We start from the raw sequence: 3,610 nt of genomic DNA on the forward strand, positions 1-3,610 counted from the left end.
GAGCTATCAACTACCTGCGCGCTCATTTGACGCGCCGAATACCCAGCGCGGCCTTCTCTTTCTTAAACGCCTCGATCGGGTCATCGAACAGATTGCCTTGCTGGCTGTCGAGCGAACCACCCTTGATCTTCTGAAAGCTGGGAATGGTCAGTGCGGCCTCGGGCAGCCACTGCAGCAGCGATTTTTTATGGTCGCGCGCGACGTAGTACAGCGGATGGGGCGTGCGGTAGCCGTTGGAGCTTTCGGTGATGTAGTTCCCGCCGTTCTCCGCCTTGTACCTGTCCAGCTGTTCGGTGGCCTCGACCCAGTCAACGAAAGTACGGCAGATAATGGTCAGGGCCAGCCCATCGGTCCGGTGCACCAGGCCGTACTCCAGCAGTGCTCCGGTGACGTGATGCCAGACCTTTTTCTCCTTGGCCGACAGCTTCGCCGGCATGTCGGGAACTGCGGATTCGATGATCGCATTGATGCGGTCGAACGTGGCAGCAGCGGCGCCGTTCACGCCCGGCAGGCCGGTCAAATGGCTCTGTGCGCTCATGGTGTACTCCCTTCGGGGAAAAATGACCCTAGCTCAACGCAGGGCTGGATTTGACACCCCCCCCTTCTGAAATTTTGACTCGCTCAAAGATGGGGGATATATACGGTCTACATGAGGCGAGGTCCAGACTTTGAGGTGCCCCCCCCTCCTGCCCTGTCCCTCCTTGCATGGCCGCAACATCGGGCCGGGGAGCGCAGCTTGAAAGGCGCCCGCCGGTTCATACGACAGGGGTTCTCCCGAATCCGCCGTCTGTCTTGGCGGTCTTGCGATCATGGTGTGGCTTGCACAGGCTCTGCCAGTTCGATGTATCCCAGAACAGCCCAGCATCGCCCTTATGCGCCACGATGTGATCGACAACCTGGGCGGCCTGGGCCACGCCTTCGCGGTCGCATTCGACGCAGAGCGGCGAGCGGTTGAGGAACGTTTCTCGGGCCTTCTGCCAGCGCCGGTTGTAGCCGCGTTCGGATGCGGACCCACGGCGCGCGTCAACGGCCTTTTGGTACGCCGCCGCGTGCTTTTCGCAGTGGCCAGAGACATCGACAAGTGCATTGCACCCGGCGTGCCGACATACTGACTTTGCCCTTGTTACCATTTGGTTTTCCTTCATTTTCGTCGCGCCATAGCGCGCGTTCGATGGTGCAGCCGCCCGCGCCTGGTGTTGCACTTGCCTTTGGATTCGGCATTTGTTCGTCGGCTGCTGTGCCTGTTACACGCCACTAGAGGCACGCTGGCGGCCTCGCTAAAGTAGCTCGATTGGGACTGCCGCTGGGGATGAGGTTGGGGCTTGGATTGGGGCGCTGCACGCTTCCACTACCGCATGCTTCAAGACCTCGACGGTCATCCCTTTTTGCATTACCACCACGGGATTGTTCGGCAGGCGCTTCTGCATATAGCCCTGGATGACCGCCAGCTGCTGGCCGGTAAGGTAGCGCTCGATGGTAACGACGATGGTGTCCTGCGGCGTCACCAGAACTGCGGGCGCCTTGCCGATGAGGTCGGTGATATTCATTGGTATCTCCACTGGGATGCGTAGCTACACTGCCCACGGCCCACAACCCTGGCGCCTTCCCCGTCCAGCAATTGCTTGAGCTGGTGGGGCTGGGCCATTAAGATGCTGGCATAGCAGTACGTCACGGAAGAAAAAGACCCGGATAGCCGGGCAAACAAGAAAGTGCGTATATCCCCCGCTATGCTGCGGATCGAGACAAATCACCACCTTTCGCTGTTGAGATTCATAGCGCTTAACGTTATCGCCCAACGCCGCCATGCTTTGCATTGGCCGAAACAAAAATGCCCTGCGTGGCACAGGCCAGGCAGGGCAATGACGCCGACAGGTCGACATCAAGGAGACGCGTCCCAGAACGCAAAAAGCCCGCGTTTGCGGGCTTCGTACACAGTTACTCCGAGAATGACCGAAATATATACCGGCTGGAACACTTACGTCAAAGCATTTAGTGAAATTTTTCAATAACGCCGTGATCGATGAACGTCGGTTCGAGACGCGCCATGGCTTGTTGCTCAAGGATGCGCAGCTGATTCTTCAGCTTGTGCGAGGCGCGCAGGTACTTGGTATGGTTACCGCCGAACTGCGCAGCCAAGTCACGTGAGCTGATGTCGAGCTTCTTATGGTTCGCGTAGAGCCGGCCCAGCATGCAGTCCATGGCAAACGGGTTAATGTGCGGGAACTGCGGCTGGAAGTAGTCCGACAATCCCTTGATCGCAGCGATGCGTTCAGCCGAGAACGCGAAGCGCCTAGTGACACGCGGTGCCGCCGTCGCCGGCAATTGCCGATCCCCCAGTTCGACATCTTCATGCTCAGTCTCGCCGAACTTGGCTTGCAGCACCCACATTTCTACTGCCGGCAGCTTGGTCTTCACGGCCTGGGTGATCATGGCGCACTGTGCGCGCACTTCGCCACCTGTCAAACCGCCAAAATTAACAGCGCCGCTGCGCGTTCCACGCAGTTGGTCCAGCCAATGGCGCTGGCCGTTTTCCAGCTTCACCGATTCCATCATCCGGATCAGCGCCATGCGCAGCGGGGCATCCTGCATCGCCTCTTGCGCCATTACCAGGAAGGCCACATGCACTGCCTGCCCCGCCGATTCAAATATCGCTGCCTCTTGTTCCATCACTTCCATCAACGCTCTCCTCTCAGTTTTTCCCGGCGCATACGCGCTTCATATTTCGATGCCTCTTTCGGCAGGGCCTCCGTAAGGCCGTCGAGCAAGTAGCTCCTGCCGCGTGCATCCGTTCCTACCCTGATCCCCACCGGCACCGGCGTACCCACCGTGTGGCCGTTCTCCGTTGCGTAGAACACCGGCTCGCCGCGCATGCCCGCCCGCAGGATGCTATCGATGTAGTCGACGCCAAACGCGGACCGGAGATCATCAATCAATTCAGCTACCACCGGCATTTGCTCCCTCATGCTGCCCTTCGACATATTGACCGTCCTGTTCTGGTTAAATGTTTCGTTTCGACAAACCGTCCACACCCTCATACAACCCTCAACATGGTTTAACCCTTATTCCTATTGGTGTTGTGGAGACTATTAAGACTATTGAGGGTTAAATTCAAAATTTATCGATGAATGTCCCATCTCCTTTCATGCTTCGGCTCGTTTTGCGCCTTTACATGCGCGTGGAGCTATAAAAAACCGTCCATACCCTCCACACTGCCAACAAACCCAATAACGACGGGCGCTATCGACGTTGAGGGTTGCCTCGGAGGTTGAGGGTTAGCCCTCAACATGGTCACCTCCCCGGCTTCGGTACTTCTTCACTGCGGACTCAAAAACAGCACCGGCGCCTTCGGCCGTCTCGCGCAGGTTTTTGCCTTCGGGCTGTTCACCGACCAAAAACACCAGGCGCTGTTTGAAGTCGTGGCCCAGGTCGTACTTGATCGCGGTCTTCCGGATCGCGGAGCCGGCATAGCGCTCAATCGCGGGGCTGAACATCGTCTGGGACGTGTACTTCGATTCGCCGGAGCGGCCGCACCAGATCTGAAACGCTTCGTACAGCTGGGTGCATCCGCACGTCACGAACGGCAGCGGTAGAAGGCCGCTCGACCACTCTC

6 protein-coding genes are annotated in these 3,610 nt (G+C 58.3%); all 6 read right to left on the minus strand.

The genetic code is table 11. The features are described from left to right. Nucleotides 1-22 precede the first annotated feature (22 nt). Nucleotides 23-538, minus strand: a complete 516-nt coding sequence (locus tag F2P44_RS33865) for a P27 family phage terminase small subunit (RefSeq protein ID WP_167094420.1) — start codon at nucleotides 536-538, stop codon at nucleotides 23-25. Between the two features lie 217 nt (nucleotides 539-755). Further along, a complete protein-coding gene (locus F2P44_RS33870; RefSeq protein ID WP_229423906.1) occupies nucleotides 756-1,145 on the minus strand; it encodes an HNH endonuclease signature motif containing protein in 390 nt (129 codons plus the stop codon). A gap of 132 nt (nucleotides 1,146-1,277) precedes the next feature. Then, nucleotides 1,278-1,547 carry a hypothetical protein gene (locus F2P44_RS33875; protein WP_167094422.1) on the minus strand — a complete coding sequence of 90 codons (270 nt, stop codon included), beginning with the start codon at nucleotides 1,545-1,547 and terminating at the stop codon, nucleotides 1,278-1,280. 442 nt (nucleotides 1,548-1,989) lie between these two features. Beyond that, the gene (locus F2P44_RS33880; RefSeq protein ID WP_167094424.1) at nucleotides 1,990-2,676 is read right to left on the minus strand and encodes a hypothetical protein; all 687 of its coding nucleotides are present in this window, start codon (nucleotides 2,674-2,676) and stop codon (nucleotides 1,990-1,992) included. Beyond that, nucleotides 2,676-2,978 carry a hypothetical protein gene (locus tag F2P44_RS33885; RefSeq protein WP_167094418.1) on the minus strand — a complete coding sequence of 101 codons (303 nt, stop codon included), beginning with the start codon at nucleotides 2,976-2,978 and terminating at the stop codon, nucleotides 2,676-2,678. The genes F2P44_RS33880 and F2P44_RS33885 overlap by 1 nt, the downstream gene beginning before the upstream one ends. 294 nt (nucleotides 2,979-3,272) lie before the next feature. Next, a partial coding sequence (locus F2P44_RS33890) for a hypothetical protein (RefSeq protein WP_167094426.1) occupies nucleotides 3,273-3,610 on the minus strand: 338 nt, incomplete at its 5' end.

Origin of the sequence: Massilia frigida (assembly GCF_011682175.1) — a bacterium.
Classification (GTDB): Bacteria; Pseudomonadota; Gammaproteobacteria; order Burkholderiales; family Burkholderiaceae_D; genus Telluria_A; species Telluria_A frigida.

Coding starts and splice junctions, on each gene's coding strand:
- F2P44_RS33865 (WP_167094420.1), bottom strand. CDS start 538: ATGAGCGCACAGAGCCATTTGACCGGCCTGCCGGGCGTGAACGGCGCC.
- F2P44_RS33870 (WP_229423906.1), bottom strand. CDS start 1,145: ATGAAGGAAAACCAAATGGTAACAAGGGCAAAGTCAGTATGTCGGCAC.
- F2P44_RS33875 (WP_167094422.1), bottom strand. CDS start 1,547: ATGAATATCACCGACCTCATCGGCAAGGCGCCCGCAGTTCTGGTGACG.
- F2P44_RS33880 (WP_167094424.1), bottom strand. CDS start 2,676: ATGGAAGTGATGGAACAAGAGGCAGCGATATTTGAATCGGCGGGGCAG.
- F2P44_RS33885 (WP_167094418.1), bottom strand. CDS start 2,978: ATGTCGAAGGGCAGCATGAGGGAGCAAATGCCGGTGGTAGCTGAATTG.